The 17264-nt window shown below is 38.8% G+C and carries 22 protein-coding genes; all 22 read left to right on the top strand.

Going from position 1 to position 17264, the window contains the following annotated elements:
- The first annotated feature begins 11 nt into the window (after nucleotides 1-11).
- On the top strand, nucleotides 12-794 hold the full coding sequence (locus DS737_RS07585; RefSeq protein ID WP_004639316.1) for a ParA family protein: 783 nt from the start codon (nucleotides 12-14) through the stop codon (nucleotides 792-794).
- Complete coding sequence (locus tag DS737_RS07590; protein ID WP_004639315.1) at nucleotides 791-1678, top strand: ParB/RepB/Spo0J family partition protein; 888 nt, start codon at nucleotides 791-793, stop codon at nucleotides 1676-1678. The genes DS737_RS07585 and DS737_RS07590 overlap by 4 nt, the downstream gene beginning before the upstream one ends.
- 58 nt (nucleotides 1679-1736) lie before the next feature.
- The gene (locus tag DS737_RS07595) at nucleotides 1737-2366 is read left to right on the top strand and encodes a MotA/TolQ/ExbB proton channel family protein (protein WP_005090353.1); all 630 of its coding nucleotides are present in this window, start codon (nucleotides 1737-1739) and stop codon (nucleotides 2364-2366) included.
- Between the two features lie 14 nt (nucleotides 2367-2380).
- Nucleotides 2381-2809 carry an ExbD/TolR family protein gene (locus tag DS737_RS07600; protein WP_005080448.1) on the top strand — a complete coding sequence of 143 codons (429 nt, stop codon included), beginning with the start codon at nucleotides 2381-2383 and terminating at the stop codon, nucleotides 2807-2809.
- Nucleotides 2806-4533, top strand: coding sequence for a lipid A export permease/ATP-binding protein MsbA (gene msbA / locus DS737_RS07605; RefSeq protein ID WP_005090356.1), 1728 nt, complete (start codon nucleotides 2806-2808; stop codon nucleotides 4531-4533). The genes DS737_RS07600 and msbA overlap by 4 nt, the downstream gene beginning before the upstream one ends.
- A gap of 2 nt (nucleotides 4534-4535) precedes the next feature.
- Nucleotides 4536-5543: a tetraacyldisaccharide 4'-kinase gene (lpxK, locus tag DS737_RS07610; RefSeq protein WP_113997228.1), complete on the top strand. Its 1008-nt coding sequence runs from the start codon at nucleotides 4536-4538 to the stop codon at nucleotides 5541-5543.
- A gap of 9 nt (nucleotides 5544-5552) precedes the next feature.
- Entirely contained in the window at nucleotides 5553-6314 is a 762-nt protein-coding gene (kdsB, locus tag DS737_RS07615) for a 3-deoxy-manno-octulosonate cytidylyltransferase (RefSeq protein ID WP_113997229.1), read from the top strand.
- A gap of 1 nt (nucleotide 6315) precedes the next feature.
- Complete coding sequence (locus DS737_RS07620) at nucleotides 6316-7299, top strand: DNA polymerase III subunit delta' (RefSeq protein WP_004639309.1); 984 nt, start codon at nucleotides 6316-6318, stop codon at nucleotides 7297-7299.
- 143 nt (nucleotides 7300-7442) lie between these two features.
- Complete coding sequence (locus tag DS737_RS07625; RefSeq protein WP_004639308.1) at nucleotides 7443-7751, top strand: hypothetical protein; 309 nt, start codon at nucleotides 7443-7445, stop codon at nucleotides 7749-7751.
- Nucleotides 7752-8073: 322 nt separating this feature from the next.
- Nucleotides 8074-8418 (top strand): PilZ domain-containing protein, encoded by a 345-nt coding sequence (locus DS737_RS07630; RefSeq protein ID WP_004639306.1) that lies wholly within the window; start codon nucleotides 8074-8076, stop codon nucleotides 8416-8418.
- Between the two features lie 20 nt (nucleotides 8419-8438).
- Nucleotides 8439-9212 carry a TatD family hydrolase gene (locus tag DS737_RS07635; protein ID WP_113997230.1) on the top strand — a complete coding sequence of 258 codons (774 nt, stop codon included), beginning with the start codon at nucleotides 8439-8441 and terminating at the stop codon, nucleotides 9210-9212.
- 41 nt (nucleotides 9213-9253) lie between these two features.
- Nucleotides 9254-9859: a TetR/AcrR family transcriptional regulator gene (locus tag DS737_RS07640; protein WP_017394545.1), complete on the top strand. Its 606-nt coding sequence runs from the start codon at nucleotides 9254-9256 to the stop codon at nucleotides 9857-9859.
- A 14-nt stretch (nucleotides 9860-9873) separates the two neighbouring features.
- Nucleotides 9874-10485 carry a type II secretion system protein gene (locus tag DS737_RS07645; RefSeq protein ID WP_005080458.1) on the top strand — a complete coding sequence of 204 codons (612 nt, stop codon included), beginning with the start codon at nucleotides 9874-9876 and terminating at the stop codon, nucleotides 10483-10485.
- Nucleotides 10486-10792: 307 nt separating this feature from the next.
- Complete coding sequence (locus DS737_RS16265) at nucleotides 10793-11137, top strand: type II secretion system protein (protein WP_042110486.1); 345 nt, start codon at nucleotides 10793-10795, stop codon at nucleotides 11135-11137.
- 5 nt (nucleotides 11138-11142) lie between these two features.
- Nucleotides 11143-11922, top strand: coding sequence for a type II secretion system minor pseudopilin GspJ (gene gspJ / locus DS737_RS07655; protein ID WP_113997232.1), 780 nt, complete (start codon nucleotides 11143-11145; stop codon nucleotides 11920-11922).
- A 1-nt stretch (nucleotide 11923) separates the two neighbouring features.
- Complete coding sequence (gene gspK, locus DS737_RS07660) at nucleotides 11924-12901, top strand: type II secretion system minor pseudopilin GspK (RefSeq protein ID WP_113997233.1); 978 nt, start codon at nucleotides 11924-11926, stop codon at nucleotides 12899-12901.
- An 85-nt stretch (nucleotides 12902-12986) separates the two neighbouring features.
- The gene (locus DS737_RS07665) at nucleotides 12987-13583 is read left to right on the top strand and encodes a 6-pyruvoyl trahydropterin synthase family protein (RefSeq protein ID WP_017394547.1); all 597 of its coding nucleotides are present in this window, start codon (nucleotides 12987-12989) and stop codon (nucleotides 13581-13583) included.
- 46 nt (nucleotides 13584-13629) lie between these two features.
- Nucleotides 13630-14343, top strand: coding sequence for a uracil-DNA glycosylase (ung, locus tag DS737_RS07670; RefSeq protein ID WP_005080468.1), 714 nt, complete (start codon nucleotides 13630-13632; stop codon nucleotides 14341-14343).
- A complete protein-coding gene (locus DS737_RS07675; RefSeq protein WP_171055793.1) occupies nucleotides 14340-15464 on the top strand; it encodes an enoyl-CoA hydratase/isomerase family protein in 1125 nt (374 codons plus the stop codon). The genes ung and DS737_RS07675 overlap by 4 nt, the downstream gene beginning before the upstream one ends.
- Nucleotides 15465-15468: 4 nt before the next feature.
- The gene (gene tadA, locus DS737_RS07680; protein WP_005080470.1) at nucleotides 15469-15981 is read left to right on the top strand and encodes a tRNA adenosine(34) deaminase TadA; all 513 of its coding nucleotides are present in this window, start codon (nucleotides 15469-15471) and stop codon (nucleotides 15979-15981) included.
- Between the two features lie 67 nt (nucleotides 15982-16048).
- Entirely contained in the window at nucleotides 16049-16489 is a 441-nt protein-coding gene (locus DS737_RS07685) for an SRPBCC family protein (RefSeq protein ID WP_004639295.1), read from the top strand.
- A 9-nt stretch (nucleotides 16490-16498) separates the two neighbouring features.
- A complete protein-coding gene (cmk, locus tag DS737_RS07690) occupies nucleotides 16499-17179 on the top strand; it encodes a (d)CMP kinase (protein WP_005080473.1) in 681 nt (226 codons plus the stop codon).
- Nucleotides 17180-17264: the final 85 nt, after the last annotated feature.

Genomic DNA, 17264 nt, shown 5'->3' on the forward strand with positions numbered 1-17264 from the left:
TAAGGGTAGTTATGGCTCAGATTATAGCAATTGCAAACCAAAAAGGTGGTGTAGGGAAAACCACGACAGCGGTAAATCTTGCTGCTTCTTTGGCGATTTTGAAAAAACGTGTCTTGTTAGTCGATATGGACTCCCAAGGGAATGCGACGATGGGGTCTGGCATTCAAAAAAATGATTTACTTTATACAGTGGCAGACGTGCTTTTAGGTGAGGTACCAATCGAGACTGCAATACAAAAAGCTGAAGTTGGTTACAAGGTCTTGGGAGCAAACCGTGAACTTGCTGGCGTTGAGCTTACTATTGCCGAACAGGATGGTCGTGAGTTTATTCTAAAAAACGCGCTGCAAGAAATTGATGCATCATTTGACTATATTATTGTGGATTGTGCTCCGAGTTTAAGTCTGATCACTGTGAATGCTTTGGCTGCCGTAAATGGTGTGATCATTCCAATGCAATGTGAATATTATGCTTTGGAAGGATTGGCTGACTTAACCCAAACAATTGATCGTATACAAAAAGCATTGAATCCAAACTTGGAAATTGTTGGTGTATTACGTACCATGTATGATGCTCGTAATGCGTTGACACGTGATGTATCTGCTGAATTAGACCAATATTTTGGCAAGAAGTTATACGAAACTGTTATCCCCCGAAATATTCGATTGGCTGAAGCACCTGCACATGGTTTGCCTGTCATTTATTTTGAGAAGAGCTCAAAAGGTGCGGTTGCCTATTTGAATTTGGCCGCGGAAATGTTGAAGAAAAGTAAAGTCAAAAAAGGAAGTGCTGTATGAGCATCAAAAAACGCGGATTGGCTAAAGGTCGTGGTTTAGATGCGCTATTAGGTTCAATTCAGAAAGAGAAATTGCAACTTGAAGCACAAGCCTTGGATCATGGTCAACTCAAGCAAATTGATGTGAACTTATTAAAACGTGGTGAATATCAGCCTCGTCGTTTTATTCAAGAACAAGATTTACAAGAGCTTGCATCATCAATTGAAAAGCATGGCGTGATGCAACCCATCGTTATTCGTCCTGTAGATGATGAACAGTTTCCATATGAAATTATTGCGGGTGAACGTCGTTGGCGTGCTGCACAGTTAGCAGGACTAACTGAAATTCCTGCAATTGTTCGTGAACTCAATGATCAGGTAGCGATTGCATTAGCATTAATTGAGAATATTCAACGCCAAGATTTAAATCCGATTGATCAGGCACTTGCATTACAACGTTTTCACGATGAATTTGGATTGAGTCATCAAGAAATTGCAGAGACAGTTGGTAAAGCTCGAACAACAGTAAGTAATCTGTTACGTCTATTAAGTTTGGCTGATCCAATTAAAGATTTCATGCAGCAAGGTCAAATCGATATGGGGCATGCACGTGCGATTTTGAGCTTAAAAGCAAAAGATCAAATGGACGTGGCAAAGATCGTTATTGAAAAGAGTTTATCGGTACGTCAAACTGAACAGTTAGTACGTGAGTGGAATGAACCAAAGCCTGAAAAGGAGAAAGTACAAGTTTCTCCAGATATTGAACAATTGACCCAAAAGCTGTCAGAGCGTTTTGGTGCAAATGTGAAAATTGATCATAATCAAAAAGGTAAAGGGAAAATGGTCATTCATTATCACTCATTGGATGAGTTGGATGGGATTTTAAATATTTGTTTACCTAACTGAACTTATAACATTGAAAAACCATCCTTTTATAATTTTTTAAATATTATTGGGGAATGATATGTGGGAACTTGTGAAAGCAGGCGGCTGGTTGATGCTGCCGCTTATTCTCTCATCAATTTTTACGGTTGCAATTATTATCGAGCGTTATATTCGTCTTAAACGCTCACAAGTTTTACCGCAAGCATTGTTGGTTAAAGGTGCCGATGTAGAGAATGTTATCTCGACTCTTGAACAGCCTGAAATAAATCATAGTGCTTTGGGACGAATTCTAAAGGCTGGATATGATCATCAGGATCAGGGGGAGCAGTTTGCTCGTGCTCAAATGGAAGCTACTGCTTCAGAAGAAATAACCCATCTTGAAAAAAACATAAATTTTTTAGGTACCTTAGGTGCAATTGCGCCATTACTTGGACTGCTGGGTACTGTTCTTGGGATTATTGAGGCGTTCTTGGTGGTTGATGTTGGGTCGGCTGGTAATGCAAGTATGATGATGCCAGGAATTTCTACGGCTCTGATTACTACAGCTGTGGGGATGTTGATTGCAATTCCAGCAATGATTGCTTACCGTTATTTTCAGCGAGTCGTTCATGAGTACGTGGCTGAGTTAGAACAGCAGTCAACATTGTTTCATGCGGCGCTTTTCCATAAAAAGACCCCACATGTTCAAGAACATCGTCGCGCCAGTTGAACGTAGGTGTGATGATGAAATTTAAACGCGCTCAAGTTGATGATATTCATATAAATTTGACACCTATGATCGACTGTATGTTGTTTATTTTGGTGTTTCTACTACTTTCTACCACCTTTAGTCAGCAAAGTCGCATAAACTTGACGCTGCCTGATGCTCAGGGTGTACCACCGAAACAATTCGATCACAAAATTGAAATAATGGTAGACTCAAAAGGGCATTATTCTGTGAACGGTCAAGCGATGGCAAGTAAGGAAGTTGCTGATCTAAGCACAGCGATCAAACAGATTGCACAAGATCGTCGTGATTTTATGTTCGTGATTGCTGCTGATGCCAATGCTGCACATCAAGATGTTATTCGTGTGATGGATGTGGCTGGTCAGCTCGGTTTTGTCAATGTCAACATTAGCACTAAAGTTCCAACAAGAGGTTTCACTGAGTGAGTCAGGATTTTAAGGTCTATTTTCGTCTACTAGCTTATTTAAAATCTTATTGGGGTATCGCCTTATTTGTATTGATTGGTTTTAGTATCAATGCCGCAACAGAGGTCTCTGTTGCAAAGTTGCTTAAATACATTATTGATGCCATTCAAGAAGGTAGCCGAGAAAACCTAAATTGGTTTCCTGCCTTAATCGTATTACTCATGTTCTTTCGTGGTGTAGGCTTATTTCTAGGTGGATACTTTTCGGCAGTTATTTCTCGTCGATTAGTATTCAGTATCCGCCAAGAAGTGTACGCAAAATTACTTAGATTGCCTGCCCAATATTATCTTGATAATAGTGTCGGTTATATCAGTGCTAAATTGATGTATAACGTGGAGCAGTTGACTGCAGCTTCATCGGACTCATTGCAGACTTTAGTAAAAGACGGTTTGATCGTTATTGGATTGTTAAGCTATCTCTTCTATACCAATTGGCGTTTAACACTCTGTATCCTTGTATTCATGCCTGTGATTGGGGTCTTGGTGAGAGTTGCAGCAAAACGCATGCGCAAACTTTCTATTCAAGTGCAAAACACCATGGGTGATGTAAACCATGTGGTTCAAGAAACTATTAATGGTAATTCTGTAGTGAAAAGTTTCACTGGTGAAGCTTTTGAACAACAACGTTTTTATAAATCGTCTGAAGAAAATTTACGTCGCGGTTTGAAAATGGTAATTGTTCAGAATATTAATAGCCCAGTGGTACAGTTGATTTTATCCTGTGCGATGGCAGTCATTCTTTGGTTAGCATTACGCCCACAGGTGTTAGGTGACACATCTGCAGGTGAATTTGTTGCTTATATTACGGCAGCAGGTTTGATTTCAAAGCCAATCAAAAACTTAACTGATATCAATGAGAAATTACAACGTGGTTTAGCAGCTGCACATTCAGTTTTTGAGTTACTAGATTTACCAGAAGAAGAAAATAAGGGGCAATTAAAACCTGCACTCAAAGGCAGTATTCGCTTTGAGCGCGCTAATCTTCAGTACTCTGATGGTACTCATGCGATTAAAGATTTCTCATTGGATATAAAAGCAGGGCAAACGATTGCATTAGTGGGTCGTTCGGGCGCAGGTAAAACGTCGTTAGTGAATATGCTGCCGCGATTCCAAGAGTTGAGTAGTGGTGAAATCTATTTGGATAATATAGCAATTGATCAAATAGAGCTTTTATCACTACGATCTCAAATCGCAATGGTTAATCAACAGGTAGTGCTGTTTAACCGTTCGGTACGCGATAATATTGCTTACGGTCAATTACAAAATGCGAGTGATGAACAGGTGATTGCTGCCGCGAAAGCAGCTTATGCACATGAATTTATTATGGCATTACCGCAAGGTTATGACACGGTTCTAGGGGCGCAAGGTTTAAGCCTTTCAGGTGGCCAGCGTCAACGTATCGCGATTGCACGTGCGATACTAAAGGACTCACCAATTTTAATTTTAGATGAAGCGACCAGTGCTTTGGATAATGAGTCTGAATATTTTATTCAGCGTGCGTTTGATGAGGCGATGCAAGGTAGAACAACAATTGTAATCGCACACCGCCTTTCAACTGTTGAGAATGCTGATTTGATCGTTGTAATGGACAAAGGACAAATCATAGAGCAAGGAACTCATGCTGAGTTGTTAGCAAAACACGGGATGTACTATCAACTTCACCAACGTAACTTTGAGGAAGAGTAAGTATGTCGATGGCGCAACGCATACAAGATGCTTGGAACCAACAAGCCTCATGGTTAATTGTTTTGCGTCCATTGTCATGGCTCTATCGATTCGGCTTTTGCTTAAATCAAGCTTTGTATACTTTAGGTTTGAAGAAAGTATACAAGGCCCCTATACCAGTGATGGTGATTGGTAATATTACCGTGGGTGGTAGTGGTAAAACACCACTCTTGATTGAGTTGGTAAAGTATTTACAGCGACATGGTGTACGAGTTGGTGTGATTAGTCGAGGGTATGGTGGTCAGGGACCTTTTCCAGCAATTGTTGAACAACACGCTACACCTTCAAAAGTGGGTGATGAACCTTGTTTGATTGTTCAATCAACTCAGGTACCTATGGCTGTTGGCCCTAATCGTCAAGCTTCTATTGAGTTGCTATTAAAAACAGCTCAGTTGGATTTGGTTATCAGTGATGATGGTTTGCAGCATTGGGCTTTAGCACGTCAAATTGAATGGATCGTTTTAGATCAAAATCGTGGTTTAGGTAATGAAAAATTATTGCCAGAGGGCTATTTGCGCGAACCCAAATCGAGATTGCAAAACAGTACTGTGATTCAACATACTAAAAATGCTGATTCTAAGCTAAATATGCATTTAGGTCTTGGTGACCCATATTTACTAAACTCGGATCTCCAGGTGGATTGGTTTGATCCAAATCAATATTTTAATGCGGTTGTGGGGATTGGTTTTCCACAGCGCTTTTATCAAACGTTGAAAGGTTTGGGTGTTCATCAATTTCAAGCGCATGAGTTTCCTGATCATCATGATTACGAAATTATAGATTTAATGTTTGATTCAGATGATGCCATTATTACCACTGAAAAAGATGCGGTAAAATTTAAACAACTATTGGAACAGCATCCAGAGTTTAATACAGCTATTTGGGTTGTACCCGTTAAAGCTGTTCTATCATCAGATTGCTACGACTTGTTAAAGCAACAATTGCAACAAGTTGGTATTCAGTTTTCTTAGAGAAAGACCATGAAACATATTGTTATACCTGCGCGTTTTGCCAGCTCACGTTTACCTGCGAAACCACTTTTGTTGATTCATGGTCGTCCAATGATTCTACGAGTAGTCGATCAGGCTAGAAAGGTCGGTGGTTTTGATGATCTATGTGTAGCAACTGACGATCCTCGTATTGCTGAGGTATGTCGTGCTGAGGACGTGGATGTGGTTTTGACGAGCGCTGATCATCCATCTGGTACAGATCGTTTAAGTGAGGTTGCACGTATCAAAGGATGGGCGGAAGACGATATTATTGTGAATGTTCAAGGCGATGAACCTTTACTTCCGGCGCTACTTGTTCAACAAGTGGCACAATTGCTTGTGGATAATCCTCAATGTTCAATGTCAACGTTGTGTGAGCCGATTATTCATTTAGATGAGTTCCAGCGCGATAGTATTGTCAAAGTTGTGATGTCGAATCGAAATGAAGCGCTTTATTTTAGCCGCGCAACGATTCCTTATGATCGTGATGGTGCTAAACAAGATGAGGTTAAGCTACATAGTCAAGCCTATCGCCATCTAGGTCTGTATGCATATCGAGTTAAATTATTACAAGAGTATGTAACATGGCCACAAGGTAAATTGGAAGTTCTGGAGAGCTTAGAACAGTTGCGTGTTTTAGAGAATGGTCATCGCATTGCGATTGCTGTAGCTCAAGCTAATCTTCCACCAGGTGTTGATACACAAGTAGATTTGAATCGACTTAATGCAATGCCAATAAGCGCGTTTGAGTAATATGATTGAAGATACGCAAGCAACGATGATTTATCCATGGCATCAGCAAACATGGGAGTTACTCAGTTCTAGATTTCCTGAAGTTGGACATGGCTTATTGTTTTATGGCAAAAAAGGGTGTGCCAAAAATGAGTTCACAGCGCGTTTCGTTGCTTGGATATTATGTTTGAATAAACAAGCTCAAGCTGCTTGCGGTGAGTGTTCGAGTTGCCAATGGTTAAAATCTGATACTCATCCAAACTATGTACATATCACAACGGATGAAGATAATAAAAAGCAAAATGCAAAGATTAAAATAGAAAAAATACGTGATTTATTGCCATTTGTTCAACAAACGGGTGAGGGCTGGCGTGTTGTTGTGATTGAACCAGCAGAAGCACTAAATATTGCTTCTGCAAATGCATTACTAAAGACTTTAGAAGAACCAGGTGAAAAAGTTGTTTTGATTCTGCTTGCTGATCATTATTTGAAATTGCCAGCAACAATTCGTAGTCGGTTACAGCATTTCGCTTTGGATCGATTGAGTCAACAAGAAGCTGAGAAATATATACAACAACAAATACCACAAGTTATGCCAAATCAGATTTCATTGCTACTTAATCTGGCGAATGATATGCCGTTGACAGCAATTGAAATTGAAAAAAGTGATTGGCTACAAAAAAGATCTTTTTTTGTCGCTGATTGGCTGAAATTGGTTGCTGAAAAAAATATGCCTTTAAATTATGTTAATAAGTGGTCTAAAGAGTTAAATTTTTCAGAATTCATGACTATGTTTGAATATTTATTAGGGGATTTGATTGCTTTCAAGTTGAAACAACCTTTAAGAAATATTGATTTAGATTTTCAAGAACTAGAAAAACATTATGAGCTTGATGCTTTGTTCAGTATCTATAGTGATTTACAGCAAAAAAAGTTGATGGTTGCTCAGAACGTACAAACGCAATTAGTTATGGATGAGCTTTTTATGCAACTTATGAATATTTAGTTTTAAAACCACCCTGCTTTAAATTGCTTTAGGTGTTTTATGTAAAGATTGTATTTAAATTGTTTCTTGTTCTGTCATCCTAATTAAAAATATATAAAATGTGAGTTACTTCACAATAATATTAAAAAATAAGGAATATAGTGATGAAAATAAGACTATTTGCTGTTCTGTTATCACTTTACACTCTGCCTGTAATTGCTATGGCAGAGCCGAAGTTTGAATCAAATATTGATGGTTCTTCGATTTTGATCAATGCTTCGAATCTTGGGGCACAATCTTATGAGTGTGTTTATAGCTATTCATATAACCATCCTAAACAAAACGAGGGTGCATATCAGTTCAGTGGAAAACTACAGATTGAAGCTGGCGCAAAACAAGTCGCTGTTGTAACAAGACATACGAATCAGGCTGTGATCAAACTCAACTTTGATTATAAATGCACACAAAAGTAAATTTAAATCCATCTCATAAAAACCATTCTTTTTGAAAATAGAAGAATGGTTTTTTTATTTTCTGATCTATGAAAATTTTAGCTTATTTGCACTAAAGCTATCTATAAATGGATCATCTTTTAGTTTTTCTTGTCATTTCGTTGAAACAGAGTTTGTTGTTTTGAATATTGTTTTCTATAATCAATTGATAAATTAACTTTAGATTTTTAAATTTGACGGTAAACCAAAGAAACGACGACAAAAATATATAGTGTTTTCTATATGTCTAGGCGTTATCAAGATCATAAACTTTGGTGATTTAGCGATTTAACAGGGGAATGTTATGCAGCAGCAAATGATGGGTGGGATTATACAGGTCAATATTCCAGATAAAGCGACTTTACAATCAAGTTATATGCCTTTTGTGGTGGGCGGTGGACTATTTGTTCCGACTAAACAAGCAGTTTCTATGGGACAAGAAGTATTTATTTTAGCAACCTTACCAGAGCAGGCGCAGAAGATTCCGCTTACAGGTAAAGTGATTTGGATTTCACATAAGCAAACACATTTTAAGCCACAAGGCTTTGCGATCCAGTTGGTTGGAGAAAAAGGCGTGTATTACAAGAACGAAGCAGAAAGAATATTGGCAGGCTCAAAAGCTTTAGAACGACCAAGTTATACGATGTAAATAAAGAGTAGGAAGAAAGCGTGTTCGTTGATACACATTGTCATTTAACCATGTTGGATCTCAGTCCTTATGATGGAGATTTAGATCAAGCCTTAGCACAAGCTCGACTTGCTGGTGTTTCAAAGTTTATGGGAATTTCAGTTGATCTTGATGATCATGTGAAATTGGCTGAAATAGCTGCTCGTCATGATGATGTTGGATATACAGTAGGTGTACATCCTTGTGAGGATGAACATATCATGGCGCGCGCTACAACGGATTATTTAGTTGAATTGGCGCAGTCTGATAAGGTTTGGGCATTGGGTGAAACGGGCTTAGATTACTATCACAGCCAAGATTTCATCGCAGAGCAAAAGCGGTGTTTTGCACGCCATATTCAAGCATCAAAAATAGTAAAAAAACCTGTAGTTGTCCATACACGTTCGGCCAAATATGATACCGTCGATATTATTCGTGCGGAACAATCAACCCATGGGATTTTGCATTGTTTTACTGAAGATTGGGAAACTGCAAAAGCTGTTCTAGATTGTGGATACTATATTTCTTTCTCAGGCATTATTTCTTTTAAAAATGCTCAAGATATTCGTGACGTTGCAAAGCAAGTACCGATTGATCGAGTGCTTATCGAAACAGACAGTCCTTATTTGGCTCCTGTACCTTATCGTGGTAAAACCAACGAACCTAAATACGTTCCTTATGTAGCCAAAGCTCTGGCAGATGTATATCATAAATCAGTTGAAGAAATGGGTCTGATTACGACTCAAAATTTTGAAAATCTTTTGAAATTTAAATAAACGGTTTATGTTGTATTAGGAAAGAGAGTTATCACGTGAAAATGGATCGTCAAGCTCAATTTAGGGCAAGAGAAGTATTAATTTTTCAAATCGCTGAGCAACTCCTATTAGAAAATGGTGAAGCGGGCATGACCCTTGATGCCTTAGCGGCAGAATTGGATCTAGCAAAAGGTACTTTATATAAGCACTTTCAAAGTAAAGATGAATTATATATGTTGCTGATTATTCGCAACGAAAGAATGTTGCTTGAGATGATTCAAGATACGGAGAAGGGATTTCCTGAGCATTTAGCTTTTTTCATGTTACATCATTTACATCACCCTGAACGTACCGCTTTATTTCATCAAATTGAAGAGCGCCTATCGACAACGGCTCAAGGTATTCAACTGTTATTTAGCGAGCTTTATAAAATTCGACGTCAGCGTTTGCGGATTATTATTCGTATGACGGAAAGTTATTTAGCTGATATAAATAGCACAATGACCACACGTGACTATCTTGCTTCTATTTGGTCTTTAACTTATGGAGCTGCCGTGATACTAAATTCGAGTTTCTATCAACGTTATCTTGGATCAAGAGATACATTGCGAGTTGCTTATATCGAACAGGCATTAGCGATGCCGAAACTTCCTGAATACAGTGCATAAGTTGATCAGCAACGATGAGCTATCAATCTTTTAGTCGAAAAAAAAGTGCTAAAGCTTCTTGTATTGCGGAGCGGCCGAGCAGTGCTCGACTTAATCGCTCCTCAGGATTTACGTTGATTGAGATTATGGTTGTCATCGTTATTATGACGATTATGACATCATTGGTTGTACTGAATATTGGTGGAGTTGACCAACGTCGAGCAATGCAAGCAAGAGAAATGTTTATTCTTGATTTAAAGAAAATCAATAAAGAGTCAACAGATCAAGCCAAGGTATTTGCTCTGAATATACAAAATGCTACAGATGTCGCTCCCTTAAGTTATAGTTTGTTTGAATATCATGATCAGAGCTTTGAGCGAGTGCGACAAGCAGATCGTATATGGCAACCATATACAGAATTTAAACCTCGTCAATTACCAAATAATGTCTCATTTAGTGTGCAAAGTTTAAATAATGAAAATTACCCTCGTGCGCAGAATGATGATTTATTGGGTGGCCAAGCACCACAGTTAATTTGGTTTGGAAATGGTGAAGTGAGACCTGTTCGAATCCAATTTTACTATGCTCAACAGCCGATTGGACATGAATTAGAATTGGATCACTTGGGGAAGGTTAATGAAAATTAAGTCTTTATCAGGTCTTCCAGAAAATGCTTTTCGTTCTGCGGAGCGGTCGTGCAGTGCTCGATTTAATCTTGCTCACGTCGAGCATAGCTCTCCGTCTTCTTGCGAAGCTGGGCTTCTCAGGGAGAAACGATGTTTCTCTAATCCTGCAACTCGAAGCATAGCTTCTCAGTCTTCTTGCGAAGCGATGCTTCTCAGATCGAGCGTTGCTCGATTTAATCGTGTCCATATCGAGCATAGCTCTCCGTCTTGCGCTCAGGAGAAACGATGTTTCTCTAATCCTCGCTCAGGATTTACCTTACTTGAAGTGATGGTGGCTTTGGCAATTTTTGCAGTGGCTGCAATCGCGCTAACAAAAATAGCCATGCAATATACGCAAGCAACCTCAAATGCAATTTTACGTACTAAGGCTCAATTTGTTGCAATGAATGAGGTTGCAATGATGGAGATTAACAAAGAGTGGTTGGATGGAACCCAATCCAAACAAATCACTTCACAAGGTGAAACATGGCAAATTGATAAAAAAGCACAAGCAACGATTAGCCCCAAAGTTCAGCGGATCGAATTACAAGTGAGTTTATTTAACGTTGATCAAGATAAAGTTGAAGCGGGTGTTGGTCATCTAGTGTTTTTCAATCATCAGACTGAAAGTTAAATCATATGAATAATAAAAACAATAATATGCAAATCTCAAAGTTTCACTTTGTTAATCCTCGCACTCAAAGCCTAGCTTTTCGTCTTGCGGAGCGGTCGAGCAGTGCTCGACTTAATCGTGATCACTCCGAACATAGTTCGTCATCTTGCGCTCGGACAAAGTTTCACTTTGTTAATCCTCGCTCAGGATTTACGTTGGTTGAGTTGCTGGTTGCAATTGCAATTTTTGCAGTTCTTTCTATGTTAGGTTGGAAAGTATTTGATTATTTGTTAAAAGTGAAAGATCGAAATGCTGAACATGAAGTGAATTTGTTTGCATTACAAGACGCTTATCAGCAGATCTTGCGAGATAGTTTGCAGATCATCCCTTTAACAGCAAATGATGGAAGGCAATTGCAAGCTGCATTGGTACTTAATGATCAGGTTTTTATGTTTAGTAAAGCTGGTGTTTCTGATCCGCTTAAGCAAGGGTTGTCGCCATACGAGCGTATCGAATATCGTTTTGATGAGTCTCAAAAAAGACTATATCGATTGAAATACACAAATCTAAATATTCCAAATCGTGTGCAGCCGATGTCAAGTGCATTGTTGGATAATGTTGAGCGCTTTAAAGTATCTGTTTTCAATCCACAAGAGTTAATGCAGTGGCCTGAAAATAATGTAGATCCAGAAAACACGGCTGAATTAAGAAAGTTACCATTAGGATTGAAAATTCAATTGACTGTTGCTGGTACAGATTATGAGTGGATCTATCGTCTGATCGATCGTAGTCAGGATAGTCAATGATATGAGAAATATAAGATCACAACATGGCGTTGCTATATTGACTATCCTTGTCATGGTTGCTTTAGCAACAATTCTCGCCGCAACAATTGCAAAACGCCAAAGTAATAGTGCTGAAAATACAGGCTATTTAATGCGACAGAACCAATCTTTGCTCTATGCGAAAAGTGCAGAGGCATTTTTTGCTGAGTTATTGATTCAGGATAATGAAAGTGGCAAAAATATTGATCATTTACAAGAAAGTTGGGCGAAACCAATGCCTGCATTCCCTGTAGAGGATGGATATGTTTCGGGTCGTTTAGTTGATGAGTCTGGAAAGTTTAATCTCAATAATTTACTTAAAAGTGATGGTAGTGTTGATGATTCTGCTCGCCGATGGTTTGAGAGATTGCTGCAACGCGTTGGATTGCCAGCAGAATTAAGTCAAGCGGTAATTGACTGGCAGGATAGTGATGATGAGCCAACAGGTGCTATGGGGGCTGAAAGTAATTATTATCAAGGTTTAGAGCCAGCTTATTTAACACCAAATACCAAATTTCACAGTATTGAAGAGTTAAAATTAGTCCGCGGCTTTGAAGGTAAGAATTATGACTTAATTAAAAACTATATTTCTGCCTTACCTGAACCAACAAAAGTGAATATCAATACAGCACCAGCATTGTTGCTTGCGAGTATTGATCCTAGAGTTGATGTAAATACGGTTGATCAAGAATTAAAAGCAAAACAGGCAAATTTAACGTATTTTTCTAGTTTTGATGATTTATGGAAAATAAATGCATTTTCTGGGATAGAAGAACAGAATAAAACGGATGCAGCGGCGTGGTTGGATACTAAATCAGATTACTTTACAGCGTTGATTGAGGTTGTTTTGAGTGAGCGAAAACGTCAATTTACCAGTGCTATATACAGGAAAGATAAGCAGGTTACGGTTTACGCTCGAAGTTTAGCACCTTTTCGTACGGGCCATGGATTGAATAATTGAATAGTCACAAATTTTAAATTCGATCCCAATGCTTGTTTTTTTGTTTTATAATAAACTTCGTTTGCAGAAAAGATTCGCTTGGTGCATGTTAATTCGTAAATTATTTAAGTTTGAAAACGCTCATATTGTACGGAACTGTACATCAGATCGCTGTAAGCGTTCTATTCATGGTCATAGCTATAAAGTTGAGTTGCTGCTAAAAGCATCGAAGCTGGATCATGGGCAAATGGTTTATGATTTTGGCTTGTTGAAAGGCGTGATTAAAGAGCTGTTTGATAGCTTTGATCATGCAATTTGCTATTGGCAAAAAGATGATCCAGCTTATATTGATGCATGTAAAACGTTTAGTGCACGATGGATCGCATTGCCTGTTTCGCCTTCAGCAGAGCAGTTTTCTCGTATTTTCTTCTATCTCGCTCAACAAGTGTTGAATTCAACAATTACTCAAAACGGTGAGGGTGATGTTGAAGTTTACTCGGTCATTGTTCACGAAACAGATACGGGTTATGCGCAAAGTTTTCAAGAAGATATTGATAATGAGCAAATGGGTGCATTGAGCTTGGAGCAAATTATTTTTTCCGAGCAAGTTCAAGCTGAATGGAGTGATCCAAATCTGTATAAAAACTTGAAACAAGGGTTAAAATTTCAAAACCCAAATGTAGAATTACAAGTTAATATTTAATCTGTACATTTCATTCGTGAGAGTGGAGTAATTTCAAGGAATGTTGATGCAATTTACTGAACAACAGCAGGACAAGTTAAGTAAAGTTCAGTTGGATGAGTCGTGGAAAATTTCTTTATCTGACTTTCTTCTTAGTCAGAAAATGGATAATTTGCGTGAGTTTTTGCAGCAGCAAAAAAATGCTGAAAAAATAATTTATCCTCCGAGTAAGCAGATTTTTAATGCATTGAATACAACACCTTTAAATGCGGTTAAAGTTGTAATTTTGGGTCAAGATCCTTATCACGGTCCAAATCAAGCAAATGGTTTAAGCTTTTCGGTGCAGAGAGGGGTTGCATTACCACCATCTTTGCGTAATATTTTTCATGAATTATCTACTGATTTGGCAATACCCATTTCTCGTCATGGTGATTTGAGTAAATGGGCAGAGCAAGGTGTTTTGCTTTTAAACAGTGTACTCACTGTTGAGGCTGGGCAGCCCACATCACATCAAAAGCAAGGTTGGGAAGAATTTACCGATGCAGTGATTGATGTGTTAAACGAACAACGAGAACATGTTGTTTTCATTTTGTGGGGGGCTTATGCACAACGCAAAGGGCAACGTATTGATCGTAATAGGCATCTTGTTTTGAGTGCAGCTCATCCATCACCATTAGCAGCAAACCGTGGTGGTTTTTTTGGCTGCAAAGTATTTTCTAAAAGTAATCATTATTTGAAACAACATGGCATTGAGCCTATAGACTGGCAATTGGACGCATAATGACTTCTCCCGATTTGAATAGCTATCATCCTGATTTGGTTATTGAGCAAGAAAAGAATGGTTGGCGAGTAATTCGTTTAAACCGCCCAAAATCATTGCATGCATTAGATGAATCTATTGTTAGTGCTCTACTTAAGGTTTTTGAGCATTTTCATGAAGATGAAAGTGTTAAAGCAATTTGGCTAGATTCAACAACGCCTAAAGCATTTTGTGCAGGCGGCGATGTACGTAAGCTCCGTCAGCTTGTCATTAACAATGAGGTTGATGCCGCAAATCGTTTCTTTGAACAAGAGTATGCCTTGGATTTACTGTTACATAACTATGCTAAACCAATCGTGGTTTGGGGTGAGGGTTATGTGATGGGTGGTGGACTCGGTTTATTTATGGCTGCGCCATTTCGCTTAGTTACACCTTATTCTCGCCTTGCGATGCCAGAAATCAATATTGGATTATACCCAGATGTGGGTGGAAGTCGTTTCTTGGCAGATCGTGGTCAAATTGGTTTATTCACGGGACTGACAGGGTCGATTATGACAGCTGCAGGTGCATTTAGTATTGGTTGGGCAACTCATATTTGTGAAGCTCAGCGAGATAATGTCTTGCAGAAAGTTTTAAATGTCGATTGGAACCACTATCCTGCGGGTGCTTTTCGTGCCATTGATGACACGTTAAATAGTCTGCATCGTCCAGTTGCGGCAGGTCCATTGCAAAACTCTATTGATGTTATACACAGCGTTTGTCGTGGTCAAAACTTTGAGTTTGATTATCAGGCCATCATTGGATTGAGTGAAGCGAGCAGTGATTGGTTGCGTCAGGCGAGTGAGAATTTGCAAAAAGGTTCTCCAAGCACGGCGGCTATTACTTGGTTACTTTGGCAGTGGGGTAAACAAGGACATGCTTGGGATGAAGTGTTTGCATTAGAGGCCCAAATTTCTGATTGGAAAATTCGCCATCCAGATTTTGTTGAAGGTGTGCGTGCGCGTTTAGTGGATAAAGATCTATCGCCTGAATGGAAAGCAACTGAAAAAATTACATTAAAAGATATTTTGTCGGATTGTCCACCTATAACTACGATTGATAGTTGGAATGTATTGTTAAGACAATACGGTATCATTGCATAAGGCGATGAGTAATCCAGATACTTTTGATGACGAATATTGGATGCAGTTTGCTTACGAGCAAGCTGCATTAGCTGCAGAACAAGGTGAAATACCTGTTGGTGCTGTTATTGTAAGTCAATCGAAAATTATTGGGGCAGGTTACAACGCGCCAATCTTGCTTTCAGACCCAAGTGCACATGCTGAAATTCAAGCATTGCGCATGGCTTGTCAGAGCATTCAAAACTATCGTTTGCCTGAAGATGCAACGCTTTATGTAACGCTTGAACCTTGTACTATGTGTGTAGGTGCTTTGATTCATGCGCGTATTCAACGTGTTGTATTTGCAACGCCTGAACCTAAAGCAGGTTCGCTGGTGAGTGCTCGTCAGTTACTTGATAGTGGTTATTACAATCACAAATTTGTCTTTGAACATGGGTGTATGCAAGCAAAATGTTCCGCTCAACTCAGTGATTTCTTTAAACAAAGACGTAATCAAAAGAAACAGATCCGTTTATCTAAAACGTCCTCAAATGATTAAAAATCTGCGATGAGTTATGGCAGACTAGCCGCTCCTATGATTTTGGTTTAATCAAAAAGGCGAAACTATGCGTAATGCGATCACCATAAAAAAAGAATTCAATGCACCGATCTCCGAAGTTTTTGATCTGTTGTCAAAACATGCAACATACAATAAGGCATTTGCACCTTTGCAAGTTGTACGAGTTAAGGACTCTACTGATCCGCAGCGCCCAGATGGAGTGGGGTCTATTCGACGTATGGGATTTGGGCCGATTAAGCCACTTCAAGAAGAAATAACTTTGTTGGAAGAAAATAAGCGTATCGAATATAAGCTAATTAATAACCCTTTAGTTAAGCACCATTTGGGACAAATTGATTTTAGAGAGATTACGCCTTATATCACTTTAGTAACTTATAAGATTGAATTTACAGCAAAAGCACCGCTTGTAAGTAAATTAATTCTTGCACAACTCAAAGCAGCGATTACACTAGGTTTTTCAAAGTTAGCGAAGTCGGTTGCTTCATAAGAGATGGGAATGACAGTTCATATTATTACGATAGATGGTCCAAGCGGTTCAGGTAAAGGAACATTGGCAGCAAAAATAGCAGCGCATTACGGTTTCAATTTGTTAGATTCTGGTGCGTTATATCGTTTACTTGGACTGTCATTGTTTCAACGCGGATTATTAGATCAAATTGATTCAGAATTAGAGCAATGTATTGAATGTGCAACTCATCTCGACATTGAGTTTAAATCATCAGCCTCTGTAACACTTATCTATTTAGATGGTGTAGATGTGACCAATATAATCAGAACGGAACAAGTTGGTGAATACGCGTCAAAGGTTGCGACTGTACCAGAGTTGAGAAAAGCATTATTTGAACGTCAACGTGCTTTTATCCAAGCACCAGGTTTAGTGGCCGATGGTCGTGACATGGCGACATCAATATTTCCTGAAGCGCAAGCTAAAATCTATCTAACTGCATCTGCTGAGTCCCGTGCTGAACGTCGGGTAAAACAGTTGCAGGGTATGGGTCTTGATGCTAAAATAAACGACATTTTATCTAATATACAGGCTAGAGATAAACGAGATATGGAACGTGCTGTTGCGCCATTAAAGCCAGCAGACGACGCATATATCATTGATAGTTCTAATATTGGCATCAATGAAGTCTTCCAATTAATGGTTGACTATATCGATAGCCGTATTCAATAGATAAACCATTTTATTTTCAGTTGAAGCATTGCTTGATCAGATTTTTTGGACAATGTAACAACTTAACTAAACCGGCCTTGTCTGA

It is taken from the genome of Acinetobacter haemolyticus (assembly GCF_003323815.1).
In the GTDB taxonomy this organism is placed as follows: Bacteria; Pseudomonadota; Gammaproteobacteria; order Pseudomonadales; family Moraxellaceae; genus Acinetobacter; species Acinetobacter haemolyticus.

Bases quoted from the DNA above. Each gene is read 5' to 3' on its own strand.
- DS737_RS07665 (WP_017394547.1), top strand. From the start codon at position 12,987: ATGTTAATTCGTAAATTATTTAAGTTTGAAAACGCTCATATTGTACGG.
- tadA (WP_005080470.1), top strand. From the start codon at position 15,469: ATGAGTAATCCAGATACTTTTGATGACGAATATTGGATGCAGTTTGCT.
- lpxK (WP_113997228.1), top strand. From the start codon at position 4,536: ATGTCGATGGCGCAACGCATACAAGATGCTTGGAACCAACAAGCCTCA.
- DS737_RS07590 (WP_004639315.1), top strand. From the start codon at position 791: ATGAGCATCAAAAAACGCGGATTGGCTAAAGGTCGTGGTTTAGATGCG.
- gspJ (WP_113997232.1), top strand. From the start codon at position 11,143: ATGAATAATAAAAACAATAATATGCAAATCTCAAAGTTTCACTTTGTT.
- DS737_RS07625 (WP_004639308.1), top strand. From the start codon at position 7,443: ATGAAAATAAGACTATTTGCTGTTCTGTTATCACTTTACACTCTGCCT.
- DS737_RS07640 (WP_017394545.1), top strand. From the start codon at position 9,254: ATGGATCGTCAAGCTCAATTTAGGGCAAGAGAAGTATTAATTTTTCAA.
- DS737_RS07620 (WP_004639309.1), top strand. From the start codon at position 6,316: ATGATTGAAGATACGCAAGCAACGATGATTTATCCATGGCATCAGCAA.
- DS737_RS16265 (WP_042110486.1), top strand. From the start codon at position 10,793: ATGGTGGCTTTGGCAATTTTTGCAGTGGCTGCAATCGCGCTAACAAAA.
- DS737_RS07685 (WP_004639295.1), top strand. From the start codon at position 16,049: ATGCGTAATGCGATCACCATAAAAAAAGAATTCAATGCACCGATCTCC.
- DS737_RS07600 (WP_005080448.1), top strand. From the start codon at position 2,381: ATGAAATTTAAACGCGCTCAAGTTGATGATATTCATATAAATTTGACA.
- DS737_RS07630 (WP_004639306.1), top strand. From the start codon at position 8,074: ATGCAGCAGCAAATGATGGGTGGGATTATACAGGTCAATATTCCAGAT.
- DS737_RS07595 (WP_005090353.1), top strand. From the start codon at position 1,737: ATGTGGGAACTTGTGAAAGCAGGCGGCTGGTTGATGCTGCCGCTTATT.
- ung (WP_005080468.1), top strand. From the start codon at position 13,630: ATGCAATTTACTGAACAACAGCAGGACAAGTTAAGTAAAGTTCAGTTG.
- gspK (WP_113997233.1), top strand. From the start codon at position 11,924: ATGAGAAATATAAGATCACAACATGGCGTTGCTATATTGACTATCCTT.
- kdsB (WP_113997229.1), top strand. From the start codon at position 5,553: ATGAAACATATTGTTATACCTGCGCGTTTTGCCAGCTCACGTTTACCT.
- DS737_RS07645 (WP_005080458.1), top strand. From the start codon at position 9,874: ATGAGCTATCAATCTTTTAGTCGAAAAAAAAGTGCTAAAGCTTCTTGT.
- cmk (WP_005080473.1), top strand. From the start codon at position 16,499: ATGACAGTTCATATTATTACGATAGATGGTCCAAGCGGTTCAGGTAAA.
- DS737_RS07585 (WP_004639316.1), top strand. From the start codon at position 12: ATGGCTCAGATTATAGCAATTGCAAACCAAAAAGGTGGTGTAGGGAAA.